General features: G+C 49.0%; 24 protein-coding genes. 4 read left to right on the top strand and 20 right to left on the bottom strand.

What is annotated here, in order from left to right; translation table 11 throughout:
- Positions 1 to 211: 211 nt before the first annotated feature.
- Positions 212 to 1339 carry a D-alanine--D-alanine ligase gene (locus FO446_RS10635; protein ID WP_173611638.1) on the bottom strand — a complete coding sequence of 376 codons (1128 nt, stop codon included), beginning with the start codon at positions 1337 to 1339 and terminating at the stop codon, positions 212 to 214.
- A 234-nt stretch (positions 1340 to 1573) separates the two neighbouring features.
- On the opposite strand from FO446_RS10635, the gene FO446_RS10630 reads away from it, so the two are divergent.
- Entirely contained in the window at positions 1574 to 2065 is a 492-nt protein-coding gene (locus tag FO446_RS10630; protein WP_173611471.1) for a hypothetical protein, read from the top strand.
- Positions 2066 to 2165: 100 nt separating this feature from the next.
- The gene (locus FO446_RS10625; RefSeq protein WP_007727654.1) at positions 2166 to 2354 is read left to right on the top strand and encodes a DUF4177 domain-containing protein; all 189 of its coding nucleotides are present in this window, start codon (positions 2166 to 2168) and stop codon (positions 2352 to 2354) included.
- Positions 2355 to 2418: 64 nt separating this feature from the next.
- Here FO446_RS10625 and FO446_RS10620 read toward each other — a convergent pair whose 3' ends face one another.
- Entirely contained in the window at positions 2419 to 3714 is a 1296-nt protein-coding gene (locus FO446_RS10620) for a class I SAM-dependent rRNA methyltransferase (protein WP_173611472.1), read from the bottom strand.
- An 88-nt stretch (positions 3715 to 3802) separates the two neighbouring features.
- On the opposite strand from FO446_RS10620, the gene FO446_RS10615 reads away from it, so the two are divergent.
- Entirely contained in the window at positions 3803 to 4786 is a 984-nt protein-coding gene (locus FO446_RS10615) for a Na/Pi cotransporter family protein (protein ID WP_221868953.1), read from the top strand.
- Here the strand turns inward: FO446_RS10615 and FO446_RS10610 are convergent.
- The 13 genes from FO446_RS10610 to lepA form a co-directional block, all read right to left on the bottom strand.
- On the bottom strand, positions 4752 to 5417 hold the full coding sequence (locus FO446_RS10610) for an LrgB family protein (RefSeq protein ID WP_237900603.1): 666 nt from the start codon (positions 5415 to 5417) through the stop codon (positions 4752 to 4754). The two genes, FO446_RS10615 and FO446_RS10610, sit on opposite strands and share 35 nt — an antisense overlap.
- Positions 5410 to 5805: a CidA/LrgA family protein gene (locus tag FO446_RS10605; protein WP_047072553.1), complete on the bottom strand. Its 396-nt coding sequence runs from the start codon at positions 5803 to 5805 to the stop codon at positions 5410 to 5412. Before FO446_RS10605 ends, FO446_RS10610 begins: the two co-directional genes overlap by 8 nt.
- A gap of 100 nt (positions 5806 to 5905) precedes the next feature.
- The gene (gene deoC / locus FO446_RS10600) at positions 5906 to 6571 is read right to left on the bottom strand and encodes a deoxyribose-phosphate aldolase (RefSeq protein WP_237900601.1); all 666 of its coding nucleotides are present in this window, start codon (positions 6569 to 6571) and stop codon (positions 5906 to 5908) included.
- A gap of 4 nt (positions 6572 to 6575) precedes the next feature.
- Positions 6576 to 7004: an NUDIX hydrolase gene (locus FO446_RS10595; protein ID WP_017247721.1), complete on the bottom strand. Its 429-nt coding sequence runs from the start codon at positions 7002 to 7004 to the stop codon at positions 6576 to 6578.
- Positions 7001 to 8359, bottom strand: a complete 1359-nt coding sequence (mtaB, locus tag FO446_RS10590) for a tRNA (N(6)-L-threonylcarbamoyladenosine(37)-C(2))-methylthiotransferase MtaB (RefSeq protein WP_173611476.1) — start codon at positions 8357 to 8359, stop codon at positions 7001 to 7003. The genes FO446_RS10595 and mtaB overlap by 4 nt, the downstream gene beginning before the upstream one ends.
- A 107-nt stretch (positions 8360 to 8466) precedes the next feature.
- Positions 8467 to 9219, bottom strand: coding sequence for a 16S rRNA (uracil(1498)-N(3))-methyltransferase (locus FO446_RS10585; RefSeq protein ID WP_221868950.1), 753 nt, complete (start codon positions 9217 to 9219; stop codon positions 8467 to 8469).
- 18 nt (positions 9220 to 9237) lie between these two features.
- Positions 9238 to 10179 (bottom strand): 50S ribosomal protein L11 methyltransferase, encoded by a 942-nt coding sequence (gene prmA, locus FO446_RS10580; RefSeq protein WP_221868949.1) that lies wholly within the window; start codon positions 10177 to 10179, stop codon positions 9238 to 9240.
- Positions 10180 to 10278: 99 nt separating this feature from the next.
- Positions 10279 to 11406, bottom strand: coding sequence for a molecular chaperone DnaJ (dnaJ, locus tag FO446_RS10575; protein WP_173611479.1), 1128 nt, complete (start codon positions 11404 to 11406; stop codon positions 10279 to 10281).
- A gap of 150 nt (positions 11407 to 11556) precedes the next feature.
- On the bottom strand, positions 11557 to 13386 hold the full coding sequence (gene dnaK / locus FO446_RS10570) for a molecular chaperone DnaK (RefSeq protein WP_173611480.1): 1830 nt from the start codon (positions 13384 to 13386) through the stop codon (positions 11557 to 11559).
- Positions 13387 to 13437: 51 nt separating this feature from the next.
- On the bottom strand, positions 13438 to 13980 hold the full coding sequence (gene grpE / locus FO446_RS10565; protein WP_173611481.1) for a nucleotide exchange factor GrpE: 543 nt from the start codon (positions 13978 to 13980) through the stop codon (positions 13438 to 13440).
- Positions 13981 to 14038: 58 nt separating this feature from the next.
- Complete coding sequence (gene hrcA / locus FO446_RS10560; RefSeq protein ID WP_088906868.1) at positions 14039 to 15064, bottom strand: heat-inducible transcriptional repressor HrcA; 1026 nt, start codon at positions 15062 to 15064, stop codon at positions 14039 to 14041.
- A 153-nt stretch (positions 15065 to 15217) separates the two neighbouring features.
- On the bottom strand, positions 15218 to 16360 hold the full coding sequence (gene hemW / locus FO446_RS10555) for a radical SAM family heme chaperone HemW (protein WP_173611482.1): 1143 nt from the start codon (positions 16358 to 16360) through the stop codon (positions 15218 to 15220).
- A gap of 437 nt (positions 16361 to 16797) precedes the next feature.
- Entirely contained in the window at positions 16798 to 18615 is a 1818-nt protein-coding gene (lepA, locus tag FO446_RS10550; RefSeq protein WP_173611486.1) for a translation elongation factor 4, read from the bottom strand.
- A 237-nt stretch (positions 18616 to 18852) separates the two neighbouring features.
- On the opposite strand from lepA, the gene FO446_RS10545 reads away from it, so the two are divergent.
- Positions 18853 to 19731 (top strand): GNAT family N-acetyltransferase, encoded by an 879-nt coding sequence (locus tag FO446_RS10545; protein ID WP_237900599.1) that lies wholly within the window; start codon positions 18853 to 18855, stop codon positions 19729 to 19731.
- 53 nt (positions 19732 to 19784) lie between these two features.
- Here FO446_RS10545 and FO446_RS10540 read toward each other — a convergent pair whose 3' ends face one another.
- Genes FO446_RS10540 through FO446_RS10520 form a run of 5 tightly spaced genes read right to left on the bottom strand, consistent with a single transcriptional unit; the run spans position 19785 to position 25627 of the window.
- On the bottom strand, positions 19785 to 20789 hold the full coding sequence (locus FO446_RS10540) for a hypothetical protein (RefSeq protein ID WP_237900597.1): 1005 nt from the start codon (positions 20787 to 20789) through the stop codon (positions 19785 to 19787).
- Positions 20759 to 21307: a sigma-70 family RNA polymerase sigma factor gene (locus FO446_RS10535; protein ID WP_173611489.1), complete on the bottom strand. Its 549-nt coding sequence runs from the start codon at positions 21305 to 21307 to the stop codon at positions 20759 to 20761. The genes FO446_RS10540 and FO446_RS10535 overlap by 31 nt, the downstream gene beginning before the upstream one ends.
- 57 nt (positions 21308 to 21364) lie before the next feature.
- Positions 21365 to 22378: a methyltransferase domain-containing protein gene (locus FO446_RS10530; protein ID WP_173611490.1), complete on the bottom strand. Its 1014-nt coding sequence runs from the start codon at positions 22376 to 22378 to the stop codon at positions 21365 to 21367.
- Positions 22379 to 22384: 6 nt separating this feature from the next.
- Positions 22385 to 24559 carry a CocE/NonD family hydrolase gene (locus tag FO446_RS10525; protein ID WP_237900595.1) on the bottom strand — a complete coding sequence of 725 codons (2175 nt, stop codon included), beginning with the start codon at positions 24557 to 24559 and terminating at the stop codon, positions 22385 to 22387.
- Positions 24560 to 24583: 24 nt separating this feature from the next.
- Complete coding sequence (locus FO446_RS10520) at positions 24584 to 25627, bottom strand: dipeptidase (RefSeq protein ID WP_237900593.1); 1044 nt, start codon at positions 25625 to 25627, stop codon at positions 24584 to 24586.
- Positions 25628 to 25743: the final 116 nt, after the last annotated feature.

Below are 25743 nucleotides of genomic sequence, written 5' to 3'. Positions count from 1 at the left end.
TCCTCTTGCTTGATCCAATTTTTTATTTCAAGCATTGCAACTTACATAACTGGTAAAACGTCCCATGTATAATGTAAACGATTATCATTCTCATTTCAAGCAATAAAATTCGTCTTATACAATTCAAAGAGATGCGCTGACCGAAATTAGTTCCTCCCTCCTACATAAAAAGAAAAAAGATGCCGATTTATCAGCATCTTTTTTCTCATGATTAATCCAACTCTTCCGCATCTACGACGTTGCGACCTTTATCTGCATGTCGATCGATAGCGAGTTGCACCAGACGATCGATCAGCTCGCTGTAGCTCACACCCGCTGCTTGGAAAAGCATTGGATACATGCTAAACGGCGTAAAGCCTGGCATCGTATTCACTTCGTTGATATAGAGCTTGTCGTTTTTCTCATCCCAGAAAAAGTCTACGCGAGAAAGGCCAGAGCCATCGAGTGCTTGGAATGCCTGCTTGGCAATATCCGCAATTTGTTCGGATACATGCTCGGGAACGATGGCAGGAATGGAGAGCTCTGTTCCCGCCCCCTTGTACTTGGCTTCGTAATCGTAAAATTCTTTAGCGGCAATGACTTCCCCAACGACAGAAGTCATCAGCTCTTCATTCCCCAAAACGCCAATCTCCAACTCACGGACTTGAACGAACTCTTCCACAATCAATCTGCGGTCGAATTTGGCAGCGACATCTAATGCGTGCTTGAGCTCCTCACGATTTTTCGCTTTGTTAATCCCTACGCTGGAGCCCATATTCGCCGGTTTGACGAAACACGGATAGCCGAGTTCACGCTCGATCCGATCCATGACATCGTCCTGGCCTTTTTCCCATTGCGAGCGCAGCAAGCCTACATATTTCACTTGCGGAAGTCCAGCCTGTGCAAAGACGGTCTTCATCATCCATTTATCCATTCCGACAGCGGAAGCCATTACTCCGGTTCCCACGTACGGGATATTCGCCAATTCCAGCAGCCCCTGAATCGTCCCATCTTCCCCAAATGGTCCGTGAACCACAGGGAAAACAACATCCATTTGCTCATTCATGGCAAACAGCGACCCCGACTTGCTTGTTACTGCCAGCTCTTGCCCTGTCTCTGCTGCCTCGGTAATCGCTGGTGTTTTTGCTGATAAGCGCAACGCTTCGATCTTATCCGGCAGTTGACCTGCCAGTGTTTCTCCAGTCACCCAAGAGCCATCCAATTGAACGTACACAGGGGTTACCTCATATTTATTTGCATCTACAGCCTGCATAATGGACATGGCCGTACGCAATGAAACTTCATGCTCTGAGGATTTTCCTCCATAAATAATGCCCAGTCGAATCTTTTGATTTCCCATCTGTGTCATGCTCCTTTCCCCTCCGTACGATACCCGGAGAGTCTACCCAGTTTCTACTCTCTCCTATGCTATGCAAAAGCCCAACATCTGCTCTATTTACCGGGCCGAGCCCGTCATTTAGCATACACAAACCAAACGCCAAAAACAAGAGAAGCAAGTATCACCTGCTCACGTTTTTTCTCATACCATATAAATAAAATTCCTGTCATGGAGCTATTTTTTGGAGGGATTTCCATGAGAGATTATTTACTGTACTGCACGTACTGCGCTTCTTACACGTTATTGCACAGCTATGATAAGGACAGCGGTTCATTCTTGGGGGAATACTCCCTGCTGCATAACAACTACACCCGTGACCCAATCGTCTTGAACAAATTTCTCCTCGCCCATCTCGGTCACACCATCCGTACCATTCCCTCTAAGACGGATGACTACCGCCATATCATCTCCAATGCCTCACATTTTTTAGAGGATGATATCGACAAGTATGTGGAGGAAAGTCAGCAGCGGGCAAAGTTCAAGGAGCGTGATCGGAAAAGCGAACGGGAAATTGGTCAGGTACAGCTATATCTGGTCGAGCATCTCTTGACCCACGAGCTTCAAAACTTAAGCCAGGCCCGCGCTTCTACCCCCGCCGAAGGACAAGTCTTTTTAGGCAAAGAACTGGGGTTCAAGCAGGCTCTCGATCTCGTCAGGCGTGTAAAAAATGACAAGCAATTGTCATGAGCACTTATTTCTTTATTCGAAATGATTCACATTCTTTGTGCAACTCTTTCCGCACGTCGCGCGTATAAAAAGAGAGACGATACAAGCGGGGGGAAAGAACATGTTTGAATACAAATTCGTCCGAGTTGAGCTGTCCTCTTTTCGACGCCAACCAAAAGAAGATTATCAGACCGTTGTCCACGAGCACGCCAAGGAAGGCTGGCGTTTGGTGCAAATTTTTGCGCCAAGCATCGGGGGCGACGGTATGGCCAAATACTTCGAATTGATTTTCGAAAAACCAAAGTCCTAAATCAGACTGAAAGCCAAAAAGAAAAACAGCGCCGTTCTTAAGCGGACGCTGTTTTTCTTTTTCTCTATCGACGATCTCTCACTTCAAAGATGGCAAATTTCAAGTAATGAGCCTCATCAGCCCCACTGATTTGCGGATGATCCTTGCCCGCGCCTCGCCATTCAATCAGACGCAATATCTTTTTCGCATCGACCGCTGCTTCTTGGATCGTTTGCAAGAACAGCTCAGGTGACATATGGTACGAGCAAGACGCGGTAACGAGAAATCCGCCCGGACGAACGAGCTTCATTCCGTTTAAGTTAATGTCCTTGTAACCGCGGCAAGCGCCTTTCACTGCTCCACGCGATTTCGCGAACGCTGGCGGGTCAAGAATCACCACATCCCAGCTTTTGCCTGCCTCTACATTTTCACGCAAGTAATCAAATGCATTGGCCACCACAAAATCAACTCGATGCAAAAAGCCATTGAGTGTAATGTTACGCTTCGCTGTTTCGATGGCGTGATCGGAAATATCGAGGGCCGTCACTTTTTTCGCACCGTGCTTGCAAGCATTCAGCGTAAAGGAACCGGTATGAGTAAAGCATTCCAATACCTCAGCGCCATCCCAAAACGGATTTTTGACGACTTTACCGCGCTTGTCTACAGGCATCTGCTTTGTCTCGCCGTCTACTTCCATGCTCGTCAGGGAAATGCCGTGCTTTTCGCCCCAGCCCTTCATCAAAGGCGCGATGGAGGCACGGTTTTCCCGCTGATCATAGAAAAAGCCTGTCTTTTGCCCCTCTACGATATCCACATAGTATTTCAATCCGTTTTCTTCGATCAAAACCTCACGCGGACACTCTCCGTACAGGACTTCTTTGCCCTGTGTCAGCCCTTCCAGTTCACGGACAGGCACATCATTGCGCAAATAAATACCGGTCGGTGCAAATACCTCTACCAATGCATCCCGAATCCAATCGATGCGCTTCTCTATCCCCAATGAGAGGACTTGGACAACCAATGTATCTTCGTAGCGATCAACGATCAATCCTGGCAAAAAGTCAGCTTCCCCGTAAATGACACGGCAAGCCCGCGGATTGTCCACAAATCTCGTCCGGAATTCTGCCGCTTCCTTGATTTTGCGCAAGAAAAAGTCGTAGTTGATCTCTTCCTTTTGGTCGTAGCTCAAAATGCGCACGATCATTTGTGAAGCTGGATTGATGTAGCCCTTTGCCAAAAAATGTCCTTTGTGATTCGTGACCTCGACGATTTCACCTGGCTCTACATCCCCTTGAATTTCTAATACCTCTGATTGAAAAATCCACGGATGTCCAACTTCTAGCCGCTTTTTCCGATGTTGATTCAATAGCACACGTGCCATGCAGCTATTCCTCCTCTTGTCATGCTTGCCCTTGTACAGGCATAGCGTATAGTAACTTGCTAAAAATGGACAGGGAGGAACGTATCTTGTGATAGTCTCCATCCTCGCCCCTTTTACCTTTGGGCTCACGTTTTTTCTTTTCGGTATGTATGCCATGCGCTCCGGCTTTCAAAACCTTGCCGGCAAAAAAATGGAAGAATGGATGGGGCGCTTTACTCGTACCCCACTCCATAGCTTCTGGGTTGGTCTACTCGCTACTTTTGTCTTGCAAAGCTCCAGTGCGGTAACCGTCCTGACGATTGGGTTGACGAATGCAGGCATCATTCAGTTCACACAAACCGTCGGCATCATATTGGGAACCAATCTGGGCACGACTGTGACAACGGAGCTGGTTGCGCTCAAGCTTGAGTCTTTTGCCATCCCCATGCTTCTCATCGGAGTCGCTCTTTGGCTGATGCCGCGCCGCAATATTCGTTGCATTGGTCTCGTCGTCGCCGGCTTCGGACTGATCTTCCTTGGAATCGATACATTAAAAGTCATGGCGAAGCCTCTGGAGCAGTCTGAGACGTTTCGATCGCTTTTTCTGGAGAGCAGCCATTCCATCTGGATCGGTTTGATTACCGGGATTATTTTCACCGCTCTCATTCATAGCGGTTCCGCTACGACCGTGATCACGATGGGCCTGCTCAGTCATCAAATTCTTTCGATGGAAACGGCACTTGCCATCGTATTGGGCGCGAATGTCGGAACTTGCTTTACCGCTGTCATTGCTGCTATTGGGACGAATACGGCATCCAAGCAGGTCGCATGGTGCCATACGCTCTTCAACGTCGCAGGCGCGATTGTTTTTTTACCGTTTCTTTCCCAGCTTGCCCTCGTTAGTGCATTTTTAACGGATAGTCCTTCTATGCAGATCGCCCATTCGCAGACGATCTTCAATCTCGTCTGCTCCCTGGTCGCGCTGCCATTCGTCCCGCAAATAGCCCGGTTTATTCAATGGCTGATCCCCGATAAGCGTCGTCCTACTGACCTCACTATTAGAAAGAAAATGGTATCAAGTAGATGGAAGTAATAACACCCGCCACGATCATTGCGACACTGGACGCTGCCGTTTGAACAGGAGAAACGCGGTTTAAGCTGGCCGTACCAATGGCATGTGCACTCGTACCGATGGCGATCCCGATTGCCCAATCATCGGTAATTTTTCCCCATTTGAGAACAGGACGGGCAAGCATGACACCGACCATCCCCGTTAATGCGGTAAAAAAGGCTGCAAGTGCAGGTTCCCCACCTATGGAACGACTTAGCTCCAACGCAATCGGGGTCGTCACGGATTTACTGAGCATGCTTTTGTATACGAGCTCATCTGAACCCAAACACCAATGAACCCCCATAACGACAAAGATCGCAACTGCACAGCCTGCACATACACCAAGCAAAACACCGCGCCAAATATGGGCAAACTCCTTGATCTGTTTAGCCAGCGGAATAGCGAGTGCCACCGTGGCAGGACCGAGCCAAAAGGAAATCCACGATCCTCCTGCAGCAAACGCCTCCCAATCGCCGCTAAACGCCCACCACATGGTCCAGACCAAGATCACAGCCACCAAAAGAGGCTGCAACCGTTGGAATCGAGCGTTGATCATGGTTGCGCCTTTGTACCCTGCTATCGATACCAAAATGGCGAAAAATTGACTAAGCATCCAGAGTCCTCCCCTCTTGCGGCAAGGACGATTCTGATTTTTGTTTATGATGCTTCAAATACCATTGCACAACCACGCCAGTTACAAGCATGACGAGCAAAGGACCGAGAACCATCGATAGTATGATTGGCAATGGGTTTTGCGTGAATACGTTTAAATAGGAAGCAACTCCGACGATGATCGGTACGAAAAAGAGCAACATATGTCTAATTAAAAAAGTACCCGCTTGTTCTACCCAGTCCATTCGTATCCATCCCATACACAGTCCCAGTGTTAACAGCAGCATTCCCACCAGGTTACCGGGCAGGGGAATATGCAGCCATTTGCTCGCAGCTACGCCTACCCCATAAAAAGCCAACAGGATGACGATTCCTTTAACAAATTTCATTTTGCTAATCTCCTCCCCGCTCCCTATCCTCTCTCTATAGGAACATCAGCATGCAGGACGGAAAAAGCCCGGCCTTACCTCGGCCAGGCTTTCTTTCGTATTAGTATCCGCTGCCTGTTGTTTTTGCTCCAGTTACAATGGAAACACCGGAGCTCGTACCGATACGGCTCGCGCCTGCTTCGATCATCGCAACTGCTGTCTCGCCGTCACGAACGCCACCAGACGCTTTTACGCCTACATTTGGTCCTACGGTTTTACGCATCAGGGCGATATCTTCAACCGTTGCTCCACCTGTTGAGAATCCTGTGGAGGTTTTTACGTAATCAGCACCAGCCTCTACGGAGAGCTTGCACGCAACTACTTTTTCTTCTTCGGTCAAGAGGCAAGTTTCCAGAATCACTTTCAAGAGAATATCGCCAGCAGCTTGCTTCACAGCAACGATGTCTTTTTTGACAGTTTCCAGGTCGCCGGATTTCAAGGCACCTACGTTCAGTACCATATCTACCTCAGTCGCTCCGTTTGCAATCGCATCGCGGGTTTCGGCTGCTTTGGACTCAATCGTGCTCGCTCCCAGAGGGAATCCGATAACTGTGCACACTTTCACATCGGAGCCTGCCAAGAGTTCAGCAGAGCGTTTTACCCAATAAGGGTTTACGCAAACAGACATGAAGTCGTGCTCTCTTGCTTCAGCGCACAGCTTGTCAATCATCTCTTGTGTAGCATCAGGCTTCAACAGCGTGTGGTCGATATATTTGTTCATGTTCATAGAACTACACCTCTATCCCTAATTGTTCGAATGCAAGGCGAAAAATGCTGTCATTGTTACGGTATCCTCGTTGCAGCTGCAAATCCCATGCTTCCTTTGCAGAATGCCAATGAACATCATTGATTTCTTCTAGCTGGACGGTGATCTCTGTGTTGTAGGCTTCCACCAAATAATAATGGACTTCTTTGTCGATGGATTCGCCCGTTACCGGATGCGTATACACGTAGGTGATCATATCGAGCTTGGACCCCAAGCGTCCTGCTACGCCTGTTTCTTCCAAAACCTCGCGCAGAGCCGTTTCTTCGATGGTCTCGCCCATCTCCTGCTTCCCTTTTGCGAGTGTTACTTTGCCATAGCGGTCTTCAATCAATAGGAGCATGTACTCTGTGTCTTGCTTCTGATATACAACGCCTCCTGCCGATATCTCCCTCATATAGCTCGCTCCTTCAGGTAAGGCAGCGCCTCTGTTTCCACTACACGAACAAAAGTTCCTTTGCAGTATTCCGAGCCTGGTTCATCCAGTCTGACCTTGCAAATCTTGCCGATCATGCTCTCATCGCCAGGGAAGACGACGTTCAGGTAGTTGTCCGAATAGCCCATCAGAAGACCGCTATCTGGTGCTTCTTTAAACGGACGCTCCGGAATGACTTCCAGTACATCTCCTACGAATTTTTTGGAGTATGCCAAGGTCAATTCCTGATTGAGCTCCAGAAGCTTCGCTACGCGCTCGTTCTTTTCCTCTTCCGGAATTTGATCCGTCATACGCGCTGCTGGTGTACCTGTACGCATAGAATACGGGAATACGTGCATCTCGGCAAAACCGATTTTCTTCATAAACTCGTATCCGTTCCAGAATTGCTCTTCGGTCTCACCCGGGAAGCCTACGATAACGTCTGTTGTAATCGCTGCTCCTGGCAATGCTTCGCGTACTTTGACCATTCTTTCGTAAAACTCAGCAGTGGTATACTTGCGGCGCATGCGCTTCAACACTTCATCATCGCCCGCTTGCAGCGGTACATGCAGATGGCGCACGACTCGATCGGAGTTGTTGATGACCTCGATCACTTCATCGGTGATTTGGCTCGCTTCGATTGAACTGATGCGGATGCGCTTGAGTCCCTCCACTTGGTGAAGGTCAAGCAACAGCTTGGCCAAATTGTAGTCTTCCAGATCCTCGCCGTAACCACCTGTATGAATCCCAGTTAAAACGATTTCCAGATAGCCCGCTTCCACCAGCTTTTGGGCCTGTTCGACGACGCTTTCCGGTTTGCGGGAACGCATCAGACCGCGTGCCCACGGAATAATACAAAACGTACAAAAGTTGTTGCAGCCTTCTTGAATCTTAAGGGAAGCACGTGTGCGATCCGTGAAGTTAGGAACATCCAGCTCTTCGAATTCGCGAGCTTTCATAATGTTGCCCACTGCGTTGATCGGCTTGCGTTCTGCACGAATTTGATCCACGTACTCGATCAGCTTCTCGCGTCCTTGTGTACCAACTACGATATCTACACCGGGAATTTGCGCAATCTCACTTGGAGAGGTTTGCGCATAGCAGCCAGTTACGGCTACGATCGCCTCAGGATTCCGGCGAATCGCACGACGAATCACTTGGCGGCTCTTCTTATCTCCGGTGTTCGTAACCGTACAAGTATTAATCACATAAACATCTGCATCATCTTGTTCAAAGTCGACTCTCTCATAGCCGTCTGCCTTGAACAATTGCCAGATGGCCTCTGTCTCATAGCTGTTTACTTTGCAGCCTAATGTATGAAAAGCAACGGTAGACATTGCCATTCCTCCTTTTCCGTGAAAAACGTCTCAACGTTTTTCATAAAAGTGGATGCGACCGCTTGCGGTCAACGAAACGATCATAACCGTTTCGTTCCTGCTCATCCTTAGCGAAGTGATGAAGCCTTTCGTTCAAATTGATAGGAAGCGCAGGCCAAGACGTACTGGCTTGCTGTTTCCGTGCGCAAAATACGCGGGCCGAGGGAAACCGTCAGGAACCCTTTGCTCTCTGCCTGAGCCACTTCCTCTGGAGAGAAGCCTCCCTCCGGTCCAACGAGGACGAGAAGTGAATCTCCCGCAGTCATCTCTTCTAGCACGTGATGAATCGTGGTACTGCCTTCTTTTTCATAGGCAATTGCGCAATGCGTATACGATTGGCCAGCTTCAAGTATCTCACGAAATGAAACAGGAGATAAAAGTTCTGGCAAAACAGCACGATGAGACTGTTCAGCAGCCTCCTTGACAATTTTGCGCCAACGCTCCAGTTTTTTCGCTTCTTTTTTGGCGTCTAGCTTTACAATGGTTCGCTCAGAAGAAAACGGGAAAAAGGAGTACGCCCCAAGTTCCGTCCCCTTTTGCAAAATCCACTCCAGCTTCTCGCCTTTTGGAAGCCCCTGACCAATTGTGACCCGGATCGGCAATTCTCGTTCTTCTTGAAGCATTTCCACTACTTCTGCCCGTACTTCCTTGGCAGAAAGATAGACCAGCTTGGCTCTTGCAGACCTGCCCGCTCCATCAGAAACAATGATTTCTTCGCCTTCCCGAGCACGCATTACATTTACGATATGGTGTACATCGTCTCCGACAATCGTTAGCTCATTCTCAGTAAAGGAATGTGGCTCGACAAAATATCGTTGCATCTCGCCAACCCCACTATTCTATCGTTTTTTTGCTACAATTGCTACCCAGTCATCGATGAAAATGGTTTCCACGACCTCAAGGCCTGAAGCCGCCAACGCCGCTTTCACATCCGCTTCGCGTGCAGCAATAATACCCGACGAGATGAAGGTTCCACCTGGCTTCAACACGCGAAATACATCGTCGGTGAAACGCACGATGACCTCTGCCAAAATGTTGGCCACGACCACTTCTACCTGCTCCTCGATGCCGTCAAGCAAGTTGTTTTGTCTCACATTAATATGCTCGTGCACACCATTCAGTTCGGTATTGGCCTGCGCAGAACGAACGGCTACTTCATCCAAATCCATCGCCAGCACATCTTTTGCTCCGAGCTTGATGGCAGCAATACTCAAAATAGCTGTGCCTGTCCCAACATCATACACCTGATCGCCTTTGGTAAGATACTTCTCAAGTGCACGCAGACAAAGAATGGTCGTCGGATGTGTACCTGTTCCAAAAGCCATGCCTGGGTCCATCTCAATAATGATCTCATCTGGATGCTTTGGCACGTATTCTTCCCATACTGGTTTGATGGTCATGCGTTCAGACACATGAACCGGTTTGTAGTATTTTTTCCAGGCGTGGGCCCATTCATCTTCATGGACATCGTTTACAGCAATCGATGCCTTGCCGATGTCCAAACCGTACTCGATCAACTGCGCCAATTGCTCTTTTAGCTCTTCTACAACGTCTAGCAGTTCGCTGCTGTCAACCGGCAGGTATGCTTTAACGAATACGCCCTCGGCCGGAAAATCATCAGGAGAAAGCTGGTAGATTTCGCCAAAAGGGGTATCCCACTCACGATAGAGCACCTCCGGGTCTTCAATTACGACACCATTTGCACCCAATTCATACAAGAGGCTTGACACCGCCTCCGTAGCCTCCGCTGTAGTATGGATACTGATTTCTGACCATTTCACGAATCTACCACTCCCCACATAAGCTCCCATTCGGGCTTTTCATTTAATCGACTTCGCTACATGAAACTTTAGGCAAAAAGCGGACAAAACCGCGACGGATTACTCGCCGCGGAATGCCCGTTTCATTTTTTCGAAAAAGCTTTCGTCTTCTCCTCCATGCTGTCCTGGCTTTTCTCCAGACAGTTCGGCGAGCTCACGCAACAATTCCTTTTGTTTATCGCTCAGCTTGGTCGGCGTAATGACGCGCACTTTCACATGCTGATCACCGCGGCCGTTTCCACGCAAATGCGGAACACCTTTTCCACGCAAGCGGAAGAATGTTTCTGTTTGGGTACCCGCCGGGATCTTCAACTTCACGCGACCATCGACAGTCGGCACTTCGATCTCATCTCCAAGTGCTGCCTGTGCGTAAGTAAGCGGAACCTCGCAGTAAATATCATTTCCTTCTCGCTCAAAAAACTCATGACTCTTCACGCGCAAAACGACGTACAAATCTCCAGGAGGTCCACCGTTTGCTCCCGGTTCACCTTCGCCTGTTACGCGCAATTGTGCTCCATCATCCACACCTGCTGGGATGTTGAGATGAATTTTGCGGCGTACCTTGACACGTCCACTTCCACGGCAAGTTGAACATTTTTCTTTGACAACTTTCCCTTTGCCTTCGCAAGTCGAGCAAACACGGCGATTGACGATTCGACCGAATGGCGTGTTCGCCACCACTTCTTGTTGTCCTGTACCATTACAAGTCTTACAAGTATCGACACCGGAACCAGGCTTTGCACCGGAACCAAGGCATGTATCACATTCTGCTTCTTTTGGAATTTCCACGTCCGTTTCTTTTCCAAAAATCGCGTCGATAAAGTCAATGCTAAGGCCAAATTGCAGATCAGATCCTTTGCGAGGTGCATTTGGATTCGAACGTCTGCCGCCACCACCGAAGAACATATCAAAAATATCTCCGAAGCCGCCCATGCCTGATCCATCAAAACCTCCGCCACCGAAGCCCTGATTCGGATCTTGATGACCAAAACGGTCATATTGCGCACGTTTTTGTGGCTCGGACAGGATGTCGTACGCATCCTTAACTTCTTTGAACTTTTCTTCCGCGTCAGCCTCTTTATTTACATCGGGATGGTACTGACGTGCCAGTTTGCGATACGCTTTTTTGATTTCATCAGCGTCCGCATCCTTTGCTACGCCCAGAACCTCGTATAAATCACGTTTCATCTCCTACATCACTCCCATGACAGTCAACTGTTATCATAGCATGTGACAGACTTGAAAAAAAGTCAAAGTCAGCATTCCGTGACTTTGACTTTCATGGGTCACATCGTGGGAAGTGAGGGAAGAAATCTCTCCCCTCACAATTCCAGCGTGTTACTTTTTATCGTCTACCACTTCGTAGTCAGCATCAACGACATTGTCTTTCTTCGGCTCTTGACCTTCAGCGCCGCCGCCTTGTGCTGCTTGCGCTTGAGCAGCCTGCTCATAGAGCTTCACCGAAATTTGTTGGATGATCTCGGACAGTTCATCTTTCGCTGTCTTGATCTCTTCGATGTTGCCACCCTCCAGAGCAGCTTTCACTTTATCTTTCGCAGCGTTAGCGCGATCGATTTCAGCCTGATCGATCTTGCCTTCTACTTCTTTCAATGTTTTCTCGGTAGTGAACACGAGTTGGTCTGCTTCGTTGCGAACTTCTACTTGCTCTTTGCGTTGTTTGTCCGCTTCTGCATTCAACTCAGCATCTTTTACCATGCGATCGATCTCGTCGTCGGACAGACCGGAGTTAGAAGTGATCGTGATACGTTGTTCTTTACCTGTACCCAGGTCTTTTGCACGTACGTTTACGATACCGTTCGCGTCAATATCGAAGGATACTTCGATTTGCGGGATGCCGCGTGGCGCTGGCGGGATATCGGACAAGTTGAAGCGCCCGAGCGATTTGTTGTCGGCTGCCATTTGACGCTCCCCTTGGAGAACGTGAATTTCTACAGATGTTTGGTTGTCCGCAGCTGTAGAGAACACTTGGGATTTGCTTGTTGGGATCGTCGTGTTACGATCGATCAGCTTGGTGAATACGCCACCCAATGTCTCGATACCGAGGGACAGTGGCGTTACGTCGAGAAGAACGACGTCTTTTACGTCACCAGTCAGTACGCCCGCTTGAACAGCTGCTCCCAGTGCTACTACTTCGTCCGGGTTTACACCTTTATGTGGTTCTTTTCCTGTAAATTTCTTGATTGCTTCTTGTACCGCTGGGATACGAGTAGAACCACCCACCAGGATAACGCGATCCAGTTCGCTTGGAGTCAGACCAGCGTCTTTCAGTGCTTGACGAGTTGGGCCCATTGTACGCTCAACCAGCTCAGCAGACAACTCTTCGAATTTCGCACGAGTCAGGTTCATCTCCAAGTGCTTTGGACCTGTTGCATCTGCTGTAATGAACGGCAGGGAAATGGTCGTAGTCAATACACCAGAGAGGTCTTTCTTCGCTTTTTCCGCAGCATCTTTCAAACGTTGTTGAGCCATGCGATCCTTGGACAGGTCGATGCCATGCTCTTTTTTGAATTCGCTCACCAGGTAGTTCATGATGACATCGTCGAAGTCGTCTCCGCCCAGCTTGTTATCTCCGGAAGTCGCTTTTACTTCGAAGAAGCCATCGGACAATTCGAGAATGGATACGTCAAAGGTTCCGCCGCCCAAGTCGAATACGAGAACGGTTTGATCTTCTGTTTTCTCCATACCGTATGCAAGTGCCGCCGCGGTTGGTTCGTTCACGATACGCAGTACTTCCAAGCCAGCAATTTTACCAGCATCTTTTGTTGCTTGGCGTTGGCTGTCATTGAAGTAAGCTGGAACCGTAATCACTGCCTGCGTCACAGATTGACCAAGGTAGGCTTCAGCGTCTGCTTTCAGCTTTTGCAGGATCATAGCAGAGATTTGTTCAGGTGTGTACTGGTTGCCTTCCAGCGTTTCTTTATAGGTGCTACCCATGTGGCGCTTGATGGAGATTACGGTATTGTCTGGATTGGTGATCGCTTGGCGTTTTGCCGCTTCCCCAACGATGCGCTCGCCGTTTTTGAATGCTACCACGGATGGTGTGGTGCGGTTACCTTCCGCATTGGCAATAACGACTGGCTCGCCGCCTTCCATTACTGCTACACAAGAGTTGGTTGTTCCCAAGTCAATTCCGATTACGCGACTCATACAAAATGTCCTCCTAACACTTTACGTCTAGTGAATTTACGTTTTTTGAAATTACTCGTTCACTTGAACCATCGCCGGACGAACGACGCGGTCTTTGAACATATATCCTTTTTGCAGCTCGGCTACCACAACGCCTGATTCAAACTCAGGGTTTTGTGTTTGCATAACCGCCTGGTGGATGTGTGGGTCAAATGGTTTTCCTTGTGCTTCGATTGCAGCCAAGCCTTCTTTATCGAAAACTTGGACCATCTGACGATATACCATGTTTACCCCCTCTAAAAGAGAGTCTACTGTCATGGATTCCTTGTCAGCGGCAAGTGCTCGCTCGAAGTTATCGAGAACTGGCAGAAGCTCTTCCACGATTTTAAGTGAAGCGTACTTCGCCAGATCTTCCTGCTCTTTGCGAACACGGCGACGGAGGTTATCCATATCAGCCATGGCGCGCAGCATGCGGTTTTGGTGATCCTCAGCCTGAGCCTTCCAGTGAGCAGCCTCTTGCTCCCAGTTCATCTCGGTTGCTTCCGCTTGGTCTGCATCCTTTGCTACTTGTTCTTCCTCGAGAGTCGGGTCTTGCGTTACTTTTTCCTCGCTCAACGTCACTACCTCCTGGCGGCTTTCCCCAGTCAAAAGACTGTTTAGCCATTCACTCCATTTATTTCTCAAACTGCGAAGTCAGCATGCGCGATAGTCCTTCCGCCAAATGGTTGAGCACAGTAATGACCTTGCCGTATTCCATCCGCGTCGGACCAAGTATCCCCACCATTCCTACCGGCTTGCCTCCAAGCGAATAAGAAGTGGTAATAATACTGCATTGCTTAATCGCGTCCAGCTGGTTTTCCTGGCCGATGCGTACCGTGAGACCATCACCTTGCATGCCGATCACATTCATCAATTGATCGTGCTGCTCTAATAGCTCGAGAATATCCTTGACCTTATCCACGTCTCGGAATTCCGGCTGGTTCATGATCTTGGTCGCACCGCGTAAGTATACCCGTTCTTCTTCTTGTGTCAGCGAGTTGTTGAGGAGCTGAAGGATTTCTTCATACTGCTCGGTATGACGTTGCATTTCACCGGAGATCTCTTGATAAAGACGTTGCCGAAGCTGCCATAGCGGCACGTCGGTCAGCTTTGCATTCAACAGATTGACGAGTCTCTCGATTTCCCCGGCTCCTATGCCTTCTGGAAGATCGATCAGCTTGTTCTCCACTCGTCCGGTATGTGTCACCACAATCGCGACAGCCTGTTCAGCATTGAGAGGAACGATTTGAATATGTTTTAACCGATGCTCAAAAATCTCTGGACCCAAGACAATCGCCGTGTAGTTTGTCAACTGAGAGAGAATTTGGGCGGTGTACTCTACCACTTGTTCTGCGTGGAGAATACGTTCGGCAAACAACTGTTTTAGTTTACCCAACTCAGCTTCCTCCAAAAGATGAGGCTGAATCAGGTTATCGACGTAGAAGCGATATCCTTTTGTAGAAGGAACACGTCCGGCCGATGTGTGGGGCTGTTCTAAGTATCCCAGCTCCTCCAAGTCAGACATCTCGTTGCGGATCGTTGCCGAAGAGAATCCGATGTCGTCCCGTTTGGAAATGGTTCGGGAGCCAACAGGTTCGGCAGAATGAATGTAATTATCGACAATCGCATTTAAAATCATTTGTTGACGGTCTGATAACATGGATGTCGCTCGCCTCCTGTTGGATTGTTAGCACTCATGCTTATCGAGTGCTAAATCTATATACTAAGGTATCAATAGTAGAAGGATTTGTCAACGAACTTGAGCTAGTTCCAGAGACAAAAAATCTCATTTTTCGCGAGTTTCGCTTTATCCTCAACGGAGAAAGCGCGCAAATACCTCATTTCCGAGCGGAAGCCCCTGCTTCGTCAGCTTCAAAAACCCGTCCTGTTCTTCCAGCATTCCTTTGGCTACCTCTTCTTCTATTATTGTCCCAAAAACATCATGAACAGTTGCGCCAAAACGGGAAGCAAACGCCGAAAGATCAACTCCTTCTCTCAACCGCAGTCCCAAAATCATCTGTTCCTCCATGGCATCCTCGCGCGGTACCTCGAATTGTTCTACACGCGGCAGCCCTTCCTTGCACTTCTGCAAGTAAATCGCAAGCGGGCCTGCATTCACGTGTCGGTGGCCGCACACATAGCCGTGGGCACCTGCACCCAACCCATAGTATTCACGATTGAGCCAATAGGTTTTATTATGTTTGCTCTCAAAGCCCGGTTTTGCAAAATTGCTGATTTCATACTGCTTGTACCCATGCCGCTCCATCTCTTCTATTAATACCATGTACATCTCGAGCTCCGTCTCTTCAGATGGCAGTGGCAGCTGATCCTTTTGGTAAAGGGTGTGGAACAGCGTGTTCTCTTCCACCTTGAGACTGTACGCAGAAAAATGGGTGGTGCCTAGCCCAAATGCCTTGTCCAATGTTTGGCGGAAAATGTCGAGTGTCTGATCCGGCAATCCAAACATCAGGTCGATGCTGAAGTTGTCGAAGCCTACTTTTTTCGCATTGTCGATACTGCGATACACTGCTTCCTGGTCATGGATTCGTCCCAGTCGTTTTAGGAGCGCGTCGTCAAAGGACTGCACACCAAAGCTCAGCCGATTGACACCCAGCTCACGCATGATCCGCAGCTTTTCCACGTCTGTCGTTCCCGGATTCGCTTCCATCGAAAACTCGATATCATCCGCCAAGTACTTGCCCAATTGCTTTTGTACCATTTCCAAAAACGCGCGCATTTGGGCATGATCGAGAAACGTAGGTGTCCCTCCGCCGACAAAAATCGTTTTCACCTGCTCGATCGGCTGCTGACTGAAGGTGATCTCCATTTCGCTTTTCAATGCGTCTAAGTAATCCCAAATGAGCTGCGGATTGTTCGTTACAAATGAGTTGAAGTCACAGTAGTAACATTTATTCGTACAAAAGGGAATGTGAATGTAAACCGATTGTGGCATCATGTCCCTTTCCCTCCTAATAATAACGACTTTTGGAATGCCTATTTCAATAAAAGTCAAAAAATCGGCTTTTCAGCACCGAGAAAATGGCGAGAACCTGAAGAAGGAGGAGCGGAGTGTAGGGGGCCTACATGAGCACCGGACTTCGAAGGTGAACGCCAGTTTCGATGCCGAATCAACTTTCATAAATGACTTCGTGATCAAAAGCCGACTTTTTGACAACCTTTTTCAATAAAAGTCAAAAAATCGGCTTTTCAGCACCGAGAAAGTGGCGAGAACCTGAAGAAGGAGGAGCGGAGTGTAGGGGACCTACATGAGCACCGGACTTCGAAGGTGAACGCCAGTTTCGACGCCGAATCAACTTTCTTTTCTACTTCGTGATCAAAAGCCGACTTTTTGACCACCGCTTTTAATGGAAAAGACCTGACACAAGGTCAGGCCTACTTCTTATCATCCATGCGCAATACAGCCATAAATGCTTCTTGCGGTACCTCTACGGAACCAACAGACTTCATGCGCTTCTTTCCTTCTTTTTGCTTTTCGAGCAGCTTACGTTTACGCGAAATGTCCCCGCCGTAACATTTAGCAAGAACGTTTTTACGCAACGCACTGATCGTTTCACGAGCAACAACCTTGTGTCCGATAGTCGCTTGAATCGGCACCTCGAATTGCTGACGCGGAATCAATTCCTTCAGCTTTTCGCAGATGACTTTTCCACGAGGATAAGCCGTGTCTTTGTGAACGATAAACGACAGAGCATCCACCACTTCGCCGTTGAGGAGAATATCCATTTTCACCAGCTTGGATGCTTTGTACCCACCTAGCTCGTAGTCAAAGGATGCGTAGCCTTTTGTACCCGACTTCAGCATGTCAAAGAAATCGTAAACGATCTCCGACAAAGGCATGTCGTACTTCAGCTGCACACGGTTCTCACCCATATACTGCATGTCAAGAAACTCACCGCGTTTACCTTGGCACAACTGCATAACATCACCGACGTATTCTTTCGGTACCATAACAGTCGCCGTAACGTAAGGCTCCTCGACCATTTCGATCTTTTGCGCTTCCGGCATTTTGGACGGGTTGTCGATTTCGAATACTTCGCCGTTCGTTTTGGTAATGCGGTAAATAACGCTCGGCGCGGTCGTAATCAAGTTAATGTTGAATTCCCGTTCGATGCGCTCTTGAATGATCTCCATATGCAGAAGACCCAAGAAACCGCAACGGAAACCAAAGCCAAGTGCTTGGGAAGTCTCCGGTTCAAACTGCAAGGACGCATCGTTTAGCTGAAGCTTTTCCAATGCATCGCGCAAATCATTGTACTCGTTCGTTTCAATTGGGTACAAACCGCAGAAAACCATCGGGTTGATTTTGCGATAACCTGGTAGCGGTTCAGGTGCAGGGCGATTTGCATCTGTAATGGTATCCCCCACACTGGTGTCTCCCACTGTTTTAATGGAAGCAGCTACGTAGCCTACATCTCCAACCGTTAATTCTTCTACTTGTGTTTGGCGTGGAGTCGATGTACCGATTTCGGTTACCTCGAACGACTTGCCTGTCGCCATCATCTTGATCTTCATACCTTTTTTCAAGGTTCCGTTAATGACACGAATGGAGGCAATAACGCCGCGATACGCATCAAAATAGGAGTCGAAAATCAAAGCTTGGAGAGGTGCATCCGGATCTCCCTCTGGAGCAGGTACTTTTTGCACAACAGCTTCCAGTACTTCCTTAATCCCGATACCCGCTTTGGCAGAAGTCAAAACCGCATCGCTGGCATCCAGACCGATCACGTCCTCAACCTCTTGCTTCACGCGCTCAGGCTCTGCGCTCGGCAGGTCGATCTTGTTAATAACTGGAATGATCTCCAGATTGCTGTCCAACGCTAAATACACGTTAGCCAATGTCTGGGCTTCGATCCCTTGTGCCGCATCCACGACGAGAATAGCCCCTTCACAGGCAGCCAAACTGCGGGATACTTCATACGTAAAGTCGACGTGCCCAGGAGTGTCAATCAGGTGGAGAATGTATTCCTCACCGTCATCTGCTTTATAGTTCAAACGCACGGCATTCAGCTTAATTGTAATCCCGCGCTCTTTTTCCAGCTCCATCGTGTCAAGAAACTGGGCTTCCATCTCACGTGCAGTCAAAGCACCGGTCAGCTCCAAAATGCGGTCTGCCAGCGTCGACTTTCCATGGTCAATGTGGGCGATGATGGAAAAATTTCGTATCCTTTTTTGTCTTTCACGACGATCCATGTGTTGTTCGTTCCCTCCCACGCGAATCCATTCAAACGTTCAGATTGCGCCTCGCAAAAAATACACTAACGGTAATTATAACAAACCGATGATATAAAGAGCAACCAAAGAGAATCAGGCATTTGCCTCCTTTTTCTCGAATCCAAACTTTCTCTGTGATAAAGTGGTAAAAGGTGGCGGAAGCATGAAACGATTTCTTTGGCAACACAGCCGCGAACACAAAGAAAGAAACGGAGAATGATCAAAGTGAACAGCGTTGACTCTGGCTTGCATTCCTTAACGATATCGGATATTCCCGGACTCATTGCCTTATCTGATTCCGTAGGCTGGGATTACGACGAAGCGGAAATTCACACAATTCTGTCTATCGGAACCGTTTTTGGTCACAAAGACGCGAGCGGCACCCTACTTTCATGTGCGGCGATCATCCCGTACGATGACAAGCTTGCGAGCATTGGCATGGTGATTGTCCATCCCTTGTCACAAGGCAAAGGCTATGGTCGCCAGCTCATGAAGGCGTGCATGGCGTCTGTTTCGACCGATACAACCATCATGCTCATTGCAACTCCAGAAGGAGAACCAATGTACAAAAATCTCGGGTTCCAGACAGTCGATCGTATTCGAAAGTTTATAGCTGAACGCTTTGTACCTAAAGCTCCTCCGCAAAACGAAGCCAATGATGAGTTTGCAATTGTGTCAATGGAGTTGGACGATTTCTCGAGTATGGTTGAATTGGACAAAGCAGCACTGGGTAGTAAACGCTCGCATTTTCTCGAGAAACGCATGAAACAAGCTAGTACCTGTCTGGTAGCCAAAAATCGCTCTGGTAAGGTCATTGGATATGGCTTTGCCGTTCAAGGCCCCGTCAACCTTATCGCTGGACCGATCGTCGCAGAAAATGCCGTCATAGCTGAACACATCCTGTACAAGCTGACACAATATCATACCGGACGCGTACGGATAGACGTACCGGATGAACAAGCAGCGTTTCACGCTTATTTGGAGCAAAACGGCTTCACTCAAGTTTCTCATCCCCCAGTGATGGTTGCAAATGCTAGTAACCTGCCCCGCCGCAATGGGACGTACTGGGCGATAGGTGCTCAAATATACGGATAGATATGAAAAGCGAAAAACGGACCTTTTTTAGGCTAAGGTCCGTTTTGTCATCCTTACTTTGTTTTTGATCGATTGTGAACTTGCTCGAGCACTTTAGATGGAAACAGTTTTTGCAGGCTGCTCTGGTAGTTGCTGCCTTCCTCGGGCATTTGGAAGTCCGTTACCCGATAATCATTCCCATTGTAGACGATTTGAAAGACCATCGGTACACTGAGTGCGGAAGAATTGCTACCCGTTATTTTCACCCAAGCGTATACGGTTCGTTTTGCAGCGTCTGGCGCTTCCACTCCGAGTAGCTCAACGTTCATCTCTCGATATTTTCCCAGCCACCCCAACTTATCGCTTTCCGTCTCCAAATACCGCTGAATGATAGACCCGACGAGCTGACGATTCGCAGGTGCTATCCCTTTTTTCACCTCGACAAAAACTTGTCCGAGATGTTTGCCTCCTGATCTTACTTCCAGCTTCCACTTTCCCGGTTCAGGCAACACGATCCCTGAAGGAAAATGACCATCTGCATCGTATAACGGGTCCATGACCTCGTAGCTGCCCAATGACAAACGGGTCCCATCGGTGTTGTAAGCAGCGATCTCTACTTTTTGTGCGTAATCCCCATTCAACAGCCATATCACCCGCAGCGTCTGTCCTTCATAGAAACCGTCCTGATCTGTCATGATCCGGACAGGTTTTTCTCCCAAATAAGAAAAGGACTGATTGTCGTAAGTGGAGGACAAAGAAGGCGACAGCTTCCACAAATCCGCTTCAACGATTTGTCCCCCTGGCAACAGGGAGGGTATACGTGCCTCTTGTTGTGGAGGTATCATCTCATGCTGTGCAGATTGTCTCTCCTCCTGAATGGGGAGCCCCAGCCACAATAGCAAGCCCACCGTCAGTACAACGCCCGGCAAGGCTAGCTTCCTCCGGCCAGTCATCCACCTAGTCCCAGATCTCACCCTCTGCTGTACATGCTCTTTCATCGATGCAGTGAACTGTACATCACGAAAAATGGTCTGATCTGCCCGTTCCTTTAAGCCCGTGAGCCATCGGTTTTCGTCCATTCCCAGTCCCTCCCCTCTCCCATACTCTGCCGTAGTTGCTGCCTGGCCCTATGCAACCGGGTTCTGACTGTTCCTTCCGTTACTCCTAGCACCTCAGCCACCTCTCCGATGGATAAATCCGCATAGTAATGAAGGGCAATCACTTGGCGATAGAGCGGAGGGAGCTGCAACACTTCTGCTACGAGTTGGTCCCTCTCGGCTCGATCGAGAACAAGACTTTCTGTAGAAAGCTCCCCATTCTGTCTCATCCACGAGCGGGGAAGGATATGACGGAACGACCAAGAACGCAAATAACCTTTGCACTCATTAACCGCGATTCGATATAACCACGTGTGCACACTGCTCTCCTGCCGAAAGCGAGGAAGATGCCGGTACACCTTAACGAATACATCTTGGGTAATGTCCTCCGCCAAGCTGCGATCCTTGACCAGAAAGGTGACGAGTCGAAGCACACGGGTCCCATATTCCCTCATGATTTGTTCAAACGCAGCATCAGTCGTCTGCTGCAATTTTTCCAAGGGCGCGACCTCCTTCACTCGCTATCATACTGGTTAGATGCAGCTACAAACTTTTTGTTACAAAGAGGAGGAAGAAATTTTTTTCGCCAAAATCGTCCAGCGGGTAGCTCCACCCGGTTTCCCGACAGGTTCAGCGAATGGATATCCCCCATGCTGCCAACGATCCATATCATAGCCCTCGTCCGCTTGACTCGACTCGAAGTCTTGCTTGTGGAAGACATTCTCTTTGCTATAGGTGACGCGAAAGCCTGATCCTTCCAGTAACAGCTCAAGCTCTGTAGGCAAAAGCAACGCCATCTCTCGCTCTACGCGATACCTCGGCTGCTCGATCTGATCAAGAAAAGTCTCATAAGTAAGCGTGTAGCGGAACTTTTGATCCAAGAGCGAGGTTTCACCTTCTACCTTTTGATATACCATTCGGTCTGGGAAAACGAATTTGCGTTGCATCGTTGTCCATTGATTTTTTACTGGCGGCAAGAGTAGATCAATTGCCACTGTTCCGTCCTCCATTATGTAATCGTGGATGACCGAAAGCAATTGACGTTGCTTGTCTCTACAGGTGGCCTGCTGAAAAATCCCTTCCGGAAGTAGCGCATGTGTAAATTGCCGATCAAGTTCCAGCTCCCACATATTTTGTTCTACCAGCTCCAACAGTTCTTCTTTCCCTTTTAACATGCGCCGTTTCTTTTTGGCGGCCATCGCAAGCATATCCGGGCTCCAATCAATCCCGCAGACGGACAAGCCATTCCGTGCCAGCTCAATGGCAATTCTCCCTGTTCCAACACCCAGCTCCAGCACCGAGACTGAAGATTGCTCCGCTTCCTGCAGCAACCAGTTTCGATAAAAAGCGATGCTAGCCTTCCCGGCAAACTGATCGTAATACGTTGCTTCTACGTTCGTGTACTTCGTTTCAGGAAGCGGCAAGTGCCGTCCTTCCTCATTCATCCCACAATCAGTACACACAGAACCTGCTAAATGAGGAAAAGGCACCCCGGGCGGGACGCCATTTTTCGTATCACCTAGCCACTCGTCGTAACGGAACTTGCATATTCTGCAACTATAAACAGTCATTATGATTTAGATACCTCCTGAAAATTGCTTGCTTCCCCCAGAATGCAAGAGAGGGAGTTTGATATGACTCGGATACTGGCTGTCATGATATATACGTTGCGAGGCAATGACCGTCTCGGTTTCCGTTGCCAGATCGTTGCCTGTATTCGGATTGGGGAACGAGAAGTTCTCGGCACCAGAAGTAACGGAGACGCGAATACGGTGACCTTTTCGGAAGACATTGGCGATCTTGGTCATGCGAATCTCATAGCGTTCGATGTGTTCTGGAACAAGTAGCTCTGGCTCCGCGAATGAGTGTCGGTAGCGTGCACAAATAATCCCGTCCGATAGACGAATCGAATTGCCTTCCTCGTCTACATCACATAGCCGGACCAGCCAATCAGTATCCCGCGCCGAGCTGGATGCGTAGATAATAGCCGAGATTTCTCCCGCGATGACGACTTCCTCTTCCAATGGCTCTGATGTGTAGACAAGTACATCTGCTCGTTCTTCCACATCACGATAGTTTTCCGGAACACTATTTTCATTTTCGGACAAATCCAACAGATACGGTGCTGCGTCTAGCGGATTATAACTGTATGTATCCACCGCTTGTTCATCCGGGATAGACAGGGTCAGTGTTCCATCTCCGCCGCTCGTATTGGCGTTTCCCCCACTGCTCAGATACAGATTCGTCAGCGTCGTCTCCGCTGGCGGCCAAGTCTGCGAGGTCTTCCATTCGTTTTCTCCCACCATGTAGTACTCAACCCGCGGCTCTTGATCGACGCCATTTTCCACTCCTTTTAGATAGCGGTCAAACCACCGTAGCTGCGTTATATCCAGATCGTAGCGGATGGCGTTGTTTCCAAAGGGCACATGATGGATTTCTCGTGTCGTATTCGCCTTGTGATACCATGGCCCCAAGATGAGTCTGGCGTGCTCTGGCACATTTCGGGAGACAACCTCCCATGATTCGCTCGTCCCCATCCCGTTGTCGTCATACCAGCCAGATACCAGGGTAGCAGGCACCTTTACCTGATCCGCATGCCGCTTCCAGTCCGACATGGTCCAGAACTCGTCTCCATTCGGGTGTTCCATCCATTTTGTCCAAAACGGGATTTCTTTCCCCAGCACTTTTTGCGGGATGTCCTTGATCGGACGCACTTTGATGACCTCACTCCAGTCATCTCGGGAAAGAGCCGCGACATTTCGACGCTTCTCAGCCATCATGAAAATCCATGACAGGCCACCAAGAATCGTCCCCCCTTTGCGCGGGATGTCCACATAAGGTGTTCCTACTGTCACGTAGCTGAAAATCGCCTTCAGATGCGGATTTCCGCTTGCGGCCGCAGCCCATTGCACGTACCCCACATAGGAGCCGCCGAGCATCCCTACGTTGCCATCCGACCACTCCTGACTCGCGATCCAGTTGAGGCTGTCATCTCCATCATTACGCTCATGAACGAGTGGAATCCACTCTCCTTCGGAATCTTCCCGTCCGCGCGTATCCTGAACAACCAGCGCATATCCACGAGCTACAAAGGGCAACCGGCGAAAAATGCCATCCATCCGTCCATAGGGAGTGCGCATGAAAATTGTTGGAACCCGCTGTCCTTCCCCCAAGCCTGCGGGTAGCCATACCTCGGTAGCCAGCCGAACGCCATCTCTCATCGCTAGATCATGCCTACCCAAATGATGTACGCCGTAGTTAACTTCAGACAGCGTAGGGTCTTGCCACATCGTAAGCGGAGTCAAATCTTCCCACCCTGTTTTCACCAATACGACACTATCACCACGACCTGTCAGCACCAACGCGATGACTTCGTTCTCACAAATGATCAAGTCAATTGGCTGCGCTGCTTCGCGCACCGCCCAGACCCAAGCTTGCTTTTGCCCTGTGGGACCTGTTCCTTCGATGGATAGATGGCGTTGGTAGTGCCCTCCACTTCCCGGAAACACGACTGATTCGCTCTCCCAGTCAATTCGCTCCCATTCCGGAAGCTTCTGTGCCAGGGTAAGGAGTGGCAACTCGTAGGTTGCTTCCCCTTTAGCCAGTAGTAAAAACGGACCGTCAACCGCACCACCCGTATCCCAACCTGTGCTCCGATGCCAAACTTCCCCATCCTCAAAGCGTATATCAGCTACCTTGATGCCAGATTGATAATAGCCAAAAAAAGCTTGTTTGTGCCCAGTCTGTGCCACCCGTCATTCCTCCTGTTACCTGATCTACTTCCACACTTGCTGATACACTCTGAGGAAATTGCCACCCAAGATTCCTTCGATCTCTGCATCGGTGTATCTGCGCTTCAATAGCTCACGCGTAATTTCCGGCAGTGACGCATGGCCTTTTACTACGTCAAATGGCATCTCTTTCGTTTTGGAAATCTTGTCCAAGGGCAAATATTTCGTCAAATCATCGCACAGGTCTAAGCCAATACCGATGTACCTTGCTCCGACAAGCTTTTTCATATAGTCAACATGATCAATCAGTCTCTCGATAGTTGAGTCGGCACTGTTAGTCGCTGTAAACATGCTACACGCATTCAACCCGACGAGTCCGTCCTTTTCCGCAATTGCTTTGATCTGTTCATCTGTCAGATTGCGCATTGTCGGCACGATTGTTCGACTGTTGGAGTGAGAAGCGATCACCGGTTTTTCTGCGATCTCCATCACGTCCCAGAACCCTTCGTCATTCAAATGGCTCACATCGATGACGATACCCAGTTTTTCCGCTTCCTCGATAAGACGAACACCGAAATCGGTGATGCCTCCTTTTTTCCCTTCCCGAACCGGTGCAAAAAAGCTGCCGTCCCCAGCAAAGTTGCGCCGACTCCAAACCAGCCCCATCATCCGTACTCCGAGCTCATAAAAGACACGCAAGAGACTCAAATCGTTATGCAGTGGCTCTGCCCCTTCCAACGACAGAATGAACGATACTTTTTGCTCCGCTCTTGCCCGTTGCAAATCACCCAGATTTTTGGCGATGACGATGTGCTCGGGAGACTCTGCCGCCTCTGCATGCAAAGCACTGATCTGGTTGAGCGCCTTGCGAAGACTCATCTCTGGTACAAAAGCATCCTCGACGAACACGGCTGCCACAATGGAATGCACGCCACCCTGCTGGAACCGTGGCAAGTACTCCGTCTCGATCATTTTGGTTCGACCATATCCACGCTGAATCTCCACATCCATCAGCAGATCAAAATGCCCATCGAAAACGTGAACACCGTCGTGAAATTTGCGCGCCTGTTCTCTCGTTACTTCCGTCATACGGGTCATCTCCCATCTTGTTCTATGAATTTTCTGATCGAAATAAATTTGGCTATATCCAACAAATTCGCGACGTATTGCACGGCTCCTCTGATCAATAAGAGACCCTTTCATCT

It is taken from the genome of Brevibacillus brevis (genome assembly GCF_022026395.1).
Lineage (GTDB): Bacteria > Bacillota > Bacilli > Brevibacillales > Brevibacillaceae > Brevibacillus.
The sequence above is the reverse complement of the archived record's forward strand: the minus strand, read 5'-3'. Positions and strand labels throughout refer to the sequence as shown.

Excerpts from the sequence above, each read along its gene's own strand:
- FO446_RS10635 (WP_173611638.1), bottom strand. The coding sequence starts at position 1,339 with ATGGGAAATCAAAAGATTCGACTGGGCATTATTTATGGAGGAAAATCC.
- FO446_RS10630 (WP_173611471.1), top strand. The coding sequence starts at position 1,574 with ATGAGAGATTATTTACTGTACTGCACGTACTGCGCTTCTTACACGTTA.
- FO446_RS10625 (WP_007727654.1), top strand. The coding sequence starts at position 2,166 with ATGTTTGAATACAAATTCGTCCGAGTTGAGCTGTCCTCTTTTCGACGC.
- FO446_RS10620 (WP_173611472.1), bottom strand. The coding sequence starts at position 3,714 with ATGGCACGTGTGCTATTGAATCAACATCGGAAAAAGCGGCTAGAAGTT.
- FO446_RS10610 (WP_237900603.1), bottom strand. The coding sequence starts at position 5,417 with ATGCTTAGTCAATTTTTCGCCATTTTGGTATCGATAGCAGGGTACAAA.
- FO446_RS10605 (WP_047072553.1), bottom strand. The coding sequence starts at position 5,805 with ATGAAATTTGTTAAAGGAATCGTCATCCTGTTGGCTTTTTATGGGGTA.
- deoC (WP_237900601.1), bottom strand. The coding sequence starts at position 6,571 with ATGAACATGAACAAATATATCGACCACACGCTGTTGAAGCCTGATGCT.
- FO446_RS10595 (WP_017247721.1), bottom strand. The coding sequence starts at position 7,004 with ATGAGGGAGATATCGGCAGGAGGCGTTGTATATCAGAAGCAAGACACA.
- mtaB (WP_173611476.1), bottom strand. The coding sequence starts at position 8,359 with ATGTCTACCGTTGCTTTTCATACATTAGGCTGCAAAGTAAACAGCTAT.
- FO446_RS10585 (WP_221868950.1), bottom strand. The coding sequence starts at position 9,219 with ATGCAACGATATTTTGTCGAGCCACATTCCTTTACTGAGAATGAGCTA.
- dnaJ (WP_173611479.1), bottom strand. The coding sequence starts at position 11,406 with ATGAAACGTGATTTATACGAGGTTCTGGGCGTAGCAAAGGATGCGGAC.
- dnaK (WP_173611480.1), bottom strand. The coding sequence starts at position 13,386 with ATGAGTCGCGTAATCGGAATTGACTTGGGAACAACCAACTCTTGTGTA.
- hrcA (WP_088906868.1), bottom strand. The coding sequence starts at position 15,064 with ATGTTATCAGACCGTCAACAAATGATTTTAAATGCGATTGTCGATAAT.
- hemW (WP_173611482.1), bottom strand. The coding sequence starts at position 16,360 with ATGATGCCACAATCGGTTTACATTCACATTCCCTTTTGTACGAATAAA.
- lepA (WP_173611486.1), bottom strand. The coding sequence starts at position 18,615 with ATGGATCGTCGTGAAAGACAAAAAAGGATACGAAATTTTTCCATCATC.
- FO446_RS10545 (WP_237900599.1), top strand. The coding sequence starts at position 18,853 with ATGATCAAAGTGAACAGCGTTGACTCTGGCTTGCATTCCTTAACGATA.
- FO446_RS10540 (WP_237900597.1), bottom strand. The coding sequence starts at position 20,789 with ATGGACGAAAACCGATGGCTCACGGGCTTAAAGGAACGGGCAGATCAG.
- FO446_RS10530 (WP_173611490.1), bottom strand. The coding sequence starts at position 22,378 with ATGACTGTTTATAGTTGCAGAATATGCAAGTTCCGTTACGACGAGTGG.
- FO446_RS10520 (WP_237900593.1), bottom strand. The coding sequence starts at position 25,627 with ATGACGGAAGTAACGAGAGAACAGGCGCGCAAATTTCACGACGGTGTT.